This window comes from Desulfocicer niacini, from assembly GCF_054657595.1.
Map to the genome: position 1 here is coordinate 1 of NZ_BAAHYK010000100.1, position 6163 is coordinate 6163.

8 protein-coding genes are annotated in these 6163 nt (G+C 45.1%); 5 read left to right on the forward strand and 3 right to left on the reverse strand.

Translation table 11 applies throughout. The features are described 5' to 3' along the window. Positions 1-77 precede the first annotated feature (77 nt). The 3 genes from ACYQ2M_RS24465 (at position 78) to ACYQ2M_RS24475 (ending at position 2624) form a co-directional block, all read left to right on the forward strand. Positions 78-233 carry a hypothetical protein gene (locus ACYQ2M_RS24465; RefSeq protein ID WP_459919020.1) on the forward strand — a complete coding sequence of 52 codons (156 nt, stop codon included), beginning with the start codon at positions 78-80 and terminating at the stop codon, positions 231-233. Between the two features lie 179 nt (positions 234-412). Further along, positions 413-1264, forward strand: a complete 852-nt coding sequence (locus ACYQ2M_RS24470; RefSeq protein WP_459919021.1) for a MoaF C-terminal domain-containing protein — start codon at positions 413-415, stop codon at positions 1262-1264. Next, a complete protein-coding gene (locus tag ACYQ2M_RS24475) occupies positions 1242-2624 on the forward strand; it encodes an aspartate aminotransferase family protein (RefSeq protein WP_459919022.1) in 1383 nt (460 codons plus the stop codon). The genes ACYQ2M_RS24470 and ACYQ2M_RS24475 overlap by 23 nt, the downstream gene beginning before the upstream one ends. A 166-nt stretch (positions 2625-2790) precedes the next feature. Here the strand turns inward: ACYQ2M_RS24475 and ACYQ2M_RS24480 are convergent, their stop codons facing one another. Both ACYQ2M_RS24480 and ACYQ2M_RS24485 read right to left on the reverse strand, forming a co-directional pair. Next, entirely contained in the window at positions 2791-3915 is a 1125-nt protein-coding gene (locus tag ACYQ2M_RS24480; RefSeq protein ID WP_459919023.1) for a LuxR C-terminal-related transcriptional regulator, read from the reverse strand. 184 nt (positions 3916-4099) lie between these two features. Further along, complete coding sequence (locus tag ACYQ2M_RS24485) at positions 4100-4642, reverse strand: NADPH-dependent FMN reductase (protein WP_459919024.1); 543 nt, start codon at positions 4640-4642, stop codon at positions 4100-4102. A gap of 45 nt (positions 4643-4687) precedes the next feature. On the opposite strand from ACYQ2M_RS24485, the gene ACYQ2M_RS24490 reads away from it, so the two are divergent. Both ACYQ2M_RS24490 and ACYQ2M_RS24495 read left to right on the forward strand, forming a co-directional pair. Next, the gene (locus ACYQ2M_RS24490) at positions 4688-5629 is read left to right on the forward strand and encodes an IS91 family transposase (protein WP_459919025.1); all 942 of its coding nucleotides are present in this window, start codon (positions 4688-4690) and stop codon (positions 5627-5629) included. Between the two features lie 19 nt (positions 5630-5648). Then, positions 5649-5882 carry a transposase gene (locus ACYQ2M_RS24495; RefSeq protein WP_459919026.1) on the forward strand — a complete coding sequence of 78 codons (234 nt, stop codon included), beginning with the start codon at positions 5649-5651 and terminating at the stop codon, positions 5880-5882. A 13-nt stretch (positions 5883-5895) separates the two neighbouring features. Here the strand turns inward: ACYQ2M_RS24495 and ACYQ2M_RS24500 are convergent. Then, positions 5896-6163: hypothetical protein (locus ACYQ2M_RS24500; RefSeq protein ID WP_459919027.1), on the reverse strand; the 268-nt coding region annotated here is incomplete at its 5' end.

A 6163-nucleotide genomic window follows, 5' to 3' on the forward strand; every position in this document is an offset into this window, starting at 1 on the left:
TTGTATAAAAACGACGGCTTTGAAATGAAGTCCGAAAGTTGAGCTATACCGTAAGCAAAATAAGGAGGTATTATAAAATGATCGTAGGTATCCTCAAAGAAATTAAAGTAGCTGAAGAGCGCGTATGTATGACTCCCGCCGGCGTGGTTGCCATGGTACACAACGGACACCGGGTGTTGGTGGAAAAAGATGCCGGTGCCAAGGCCCCCAAGCTGTTGACCCGTGACAACTGATCTAAACTTGTAAAAACGTTTCTATTCACAAGACCTTCGCTAATTTTTAAAATGTGCCTTGGCTTTTTTAGTCGGCGGTTTAGCCCGCCGAGCTTTAAATCCATCAGCTTGTAGCTGGTGATCGTTTAATTGAGAACCTGCTGTATTGAAAGGCACAACACAAAAGGGGGGAAACCTTTATGACGGAGCAAAAACATACCGAGTTTATGCAAGTTGGGGATTTCGTCAAAAATTTTGGTGGTAATGAACTGGAACATACGGACCATTTTGTGGGCAGCTCCTTTGATATTCATTTTGAAAATGGCTGGGTGGTGCGATACAGTTTTCAGCCTGGACAAAAAATGGAGTGGCAGATGCTGCAAGGGGTTGACCCTGATCCGGATGCACCTGAAAAGGATCTGGAAAGTTATACCGCTACTTGTCTCCGTGAAGGCTATTATCTGCTCGATTTCATCAAACAATATAATCCAACCAAAAGCGTTACCTTGGTTATCGACCTTGTCCTGGGAATTGCGACCGTTGTTGTTGCTGCGATGCCAACCCGCAGTGAGACCTTCAAACCTTTATTCCAAAGAGTTATAGATCGGGAACAGCTAACTCCGGTACGTTCTTTAATCATACATGGCTCCATCCATCAATTCTTTTCAGAACAGACCCCAAGACACAACCCAACCGATGAACTGGTCGGGAAAAGGGTTCGCTACCAATATGGGCCCAAAGATTCTTATGAGCATATCTACTTAAGCCGGGAATTTTATACCTGGAACTGCATTCAGGGCCCAGAGATCGGCCTTGCCGACACCGATTACTGCCGGTATTATAAATTGGCGGATGAACTTTACCTGTTCGTATGGCTGGAAAAGGTTATTCCCACCATTGGCGTGATTCTGGTAGATTTTAAACGCAAAAAAACCAGCGGCAAAATTTTTGGTTACCAGGGGGAAGATTTTGGTGCAACCTGCAACACCCCGGTCGGTGCTTATTTGACACTTTTGAACGAAACGAGGCATGACAATGACATTGGGATTTGATCTAAGTAAAACGGCTACTGCCCTCCAGAAAGAGTTAAAGGCTTTCGAGAAAATTCATCCGAGCTCAGGTAAGTTTTACAGGCAGGGTCTGGAACACTACCTCTACGGCGCCCCCATGCACTGGATGCAGCAATGGCCGGGAAGTTATCCAATTTACGTGGCTAAAGCTCATGGAGCAATACTTGAGGATGTTGATGGAAACAGCTATATTGATTTCGCTCTCGGCGATTCTGGTGCCATGTATGGGCACGCTCACCCAATAGCGGTCAAGGCTATAAGTGAGCAGATTGTCAACGGCTCAACTTTTATGCTGCCAACGGAGGAGAGTCTCTGGGTTGGTAAAGAATTGGCCAGACGTTTTGGGTTGCGGTACTGGCAGGTTACAACTTCAGCGACAGATGCCAACCGTTTTGTGCTGCGACTTTGCCGCATGATCACCGGTCGGAACAAGATCGTCACCTTTAATTGGAATTATCACGGCAGTGTAGATGAAACCCAGGTAGAGCTGGATACACATTTTAACATGATTCCCCGCGAGGATGTCCACCCAAATGGCATAGATCATCTACAGACCACGCGCCTTGTCGAATTCAATGATACAGCAGCGCTTGAAGAAGCCTTAAGCCAGAGAGATGTGGCCTGCGTCCTGACTGAACCGGTGATGACCAACATAGGTATGGTACCACCGGAACCCGGCTACCATGAAGCTCTACGCGAATTAACGCGACAATACGATGTCCCTTTGATCATTGATGAAACTCATTCGATTTCAACAGGCGTCAGCGGTTATACCGGCAAGCACGGGCTTCAACCCGACTTTTTTGTTCTTGGTAAGGCAATCGCAGGGGGGATTCCCATCGCTGTCTGGGGTACAAGCGAAGAGATGGCAGAGCGAATCTGGAAGATTCGCCCTCAGTTTAAACCGGGTGACCCAATTAATCATTATGGATTTGGCGGGACTCTGGCTGGCAGCGCCTTGCAATTAGCGGTACTCAAGGCGACCCTTAAAGATATTATGACCGAGGAAACCTTTACCCATATGGAGAAGATGGCCATTCGCTTTGAAGCGGGGACTAACGAAGTGATCAGAAAACATAGACTTCCATGGCACGTCACCCGTATCGGTGCCCGAGCGGAATATCTGTTTCTGGAACATCCTCCGAAAAATGGCGGGGAGGCTCATTTAGGCCGTCACGCGTTGCTTGAAGCTTATATTCATCTCTACTTGTTGAATAGAGGAATCCTTCTAACTCCTTTTCATAACATGGCCTTGATGTGTCCATTTGTCTCGGAGTTTGATGTTGATCGCCATTCGACATTGCTGGATGAGTGTTTATGCGTTATCAAGGATTATTGCTGATAAAGCTCCATAGCAATGGTGATTCGTTTTTTGCCACCTAAGCACCCGAGCATATATTTCTCGTAAGTTCTCAATAAGTCCGGGCATTCAGTGCATCTTATTGGAATAGAACCCGGTGTTTACAGAGTAATCAGACTTTGCCAGCCCGATGTTATTGAAAATCAGCCTACAGCACCCCAAACGTTTGCAAGATCAAGTAAATAATTGCCGTACGACTTTTAACTTTAAGCTTGCCACAAATATTTTGAATATGTTTTTTGACAGTGGTTTCACTGATATAAAGATGTTCTGCAATCTCAACATTTTTTAAACCTTTAAAAACGGCATAAATAATTTCCGCTTCTCTGTTGGTAAGCTGAAATCGTTCCCGGATTTTCTGTTTGTTGAATTGGGGAGGGTTTGAGGATTCAAGTGAAACGGCAAAATAAATCTGATGGGAAATTTTCTGATTTTTTGAAAAGCATCTAACCTCCATATCAAAGGATTGATCTTTTACCGTTATGGAAGTTTTCACCGGGAGCGCCATTGGCATCTTCTCCAACCCCCCCCCACCTTTTTTCAGCAGCAACCGACATTGATCCATGATGATAGCCGGCACAGGGGACGTTAATGTTGCCCCCATATCAAAAAAAATCTCCCGAGCAATATCATTTAAATAAATGACATTCATACCGACATCCAGGACAAGCAACCCACTGGAACTGCGCCCCTCATGCAGATGCAAAATATGCTCGTCCAGGTCCACCTGATTTTTTAAATTTACGTTTTCAAGAAAGGTCGCCAAAAAAGGAGCCAGCACCCGCAAAGAATCAATGGTGTCATTTTTAAATCCGCTTGCTCCCCTGCGCATGAAAGAAATGACACCCAATATGCGCTCATAGGATTTCAGATAAACGATGGTTTCATGGGAAATGCCCTGGGGATTGAGAAAATTCTGATAATACTCGGTGTCACGCAGTTTGGATGAAGGGATGACATCGGACAATTCCACAACCGTCTTTCTGGACCTGGGTCCCTTGGCCAGGGTTAACCCCGAAGCATCATTCACCACATATTGAAATGGATCAAGTTTATAATAATACTCAAGATAAGCGTCAATAAAGGTTTTATTCGAGTTCCTAGCCAATTGTGATGGGAAAGATTCCCCCTGTTGAGAGATAAAGACTGCCTGATCGGCATAAATATTTTCACTGATAAGATCCAACACATTGTATTTCCACTGTTCAAGATTGGAATCCGTATCGATTTTTCCCAACTTTGCCAGAATCTTCATGAGCCTTTGTCGATTCATTTCCTCCCTCGTCACATTGCCGCATCTTCCCATCACCGGCTTATTCTTTGAATGTAAATATTCGGCGTGCCCATGTAAATGAAGCATGCCAAAAACAAGAGTTAAAAATCTAAAAATTGCAAGCCGCATCTGGCACATATTGTGCCCCAACCCTCTTTTTGAAAACAATGAGAAATTCTTAAATTCAATTTTTTATCCACCCAAGAAATCCTTCCACGTACTTTTGGACCCGTTCCTGAACGCGTTCATCTATCAGCGTTCCATGGGTGTCAAATTTTTCCTGGGCTGACCCCACAAGACATTCCGTTGACGGATAAAGGGGAGACAATAGGCTGTCCAGCACAAGCTTCAAGTTTTCCTGGGCCCTTGCGCCTCCTAAAAAACCTTTGGATGCACTGATAACCGCGCTGGGTTTCCCAGCCATGGGAGATTTAAATCCCGGACGGGAAATCCAGTCTATGGTATTTTTCAGCACCCCTGGAATACTGTGGTTGTATTCCGGTGTTGCAAACAAAACACCATCACAGTTTGATATGGCATCTCTTAATCGCTTCACCGCAGGGGGCTTTTCCGCTACGTCCACATCTGAATTATAAAGAGGAATGCCGTCACAGGTAAATATTTCCATTTCAACCCCGGCAGGAAGAATTTGTTCCGCAGCTCTAAGCAATGCGGTATTATATGAGCCTTTGCGAAGACTCCCACTTATTCCAATAATTTTCATCATAATTATCTCCTCATCATGTAAGTTCTCAATACGTCAGGGCATTCCGTGGTTCTTTTGAATACCACCCGATACTTAAAGGGTAGTCAGGCTTTTTTTCTTCACAGACAAAATGAAGACAAATGGTCAGCTGTGACTATGGGTATTGCCTATTGTGGTATCAGGTTCTTTTTCCAAAATGTGCTTAAGCGAGAGTGGCATGTTTTCACCTATATGAATGCTAAAAGAGAAAAAAGGCTTCCATGTGTTTTGAGCAAGGAAGAGGTCTTTGACATTTTGAGTTCTGTAACCACTTTTCACAATTATGCCTTTCTTTCCACGGTCTATTCCTGTGGGTTCAGGCTTTCCGAAGGTTTGGGCTTGCAAGTATCAGACATTGACAGTAAACGCATGATGATCCACGTGCATCGTGGGAAAGGGGCAAAGGATCGCTTTGTCCCGCTTCCGAAAAGCACTCTTGATTTGCTTCGTCGCTACTGGCTCACCCACAAAAATCCGAAGCTGATATTTCCCGCCATGGGTAGAGAGGGAAATAAAGCCCCCACCTCTGAAAAACCAATGTCCATTGACGGCGTGCAAGGTGCCTTTCGCCGGGCAAAGTTTGCCGCTGGTATCAAAAAACGGCGTGTCTCCATCCATACATTGCGCCACAGCTATGCAACTCATTTCAAAGCCCTCATGGAATGCCGTACAAGCGCCTGCGGTATGGTCGTTTATGAATGCAGTAAATGCGGTGTACAGCATACAACGTTCAAATCCTGTGGTAACCGCCATTGTCCAAAGTGCCAGAACTATAAAGTTAAACTGTGGGTGAAAGGGCAGATGGAGCGGCAACTACCGGGCCACTATTTCATGATCACCTTTACGGTACCCGAACAGCTGCGACGCTTCATCCGCAGCAACCAGCGCGTGGCATATACCGCCATGTTCACGGCATCATCACAGACTCTGAAAAAACTCACACCCGACCCTAAATTTATAGGGGGCTGATTTACCCGGTTTCTTCGGAGTGCTTCACATCTGGGGCCGTCAGCTGCAGTACCACCCGCATATTCATTATGTTGTTCCTGGGGGAGCAATATTAAAGGAAGATGGCAGTTGGCACCCTTCCAGGATTGATTTTTACCTGCCGGTGAGGGCCATGTCAAAGATATTTCGGGCAAAGTTCTGTCAGGAAATGAAAAAGGCCGGTCTTTTGTCCCAGATCCCCCCCCCAGTGTCTGGAAGATCGACTGGAATGTAAATATCAAGTACAGTTATATTATAATTATTTGCTCCGCTATATTATAATTATTTGCTCCGCCTCTATGCATAAAACCAGCGCCAGCGGGTATAACGACTTGTTCAGAAGTTAGTGAGCGCAACAAGTTAAATTCCATTCTGTGAATATGACCGTGCAATATTACATGGCAATGCAATCGAAGCAAATTTTCTACCGCTGCCATGTCATGCTCGTACAGCCAAGAGATTGGATGATGCAAAAGAGCTATCCGTATTTCTGCCTCGCTTATTAAACTAAGCCTA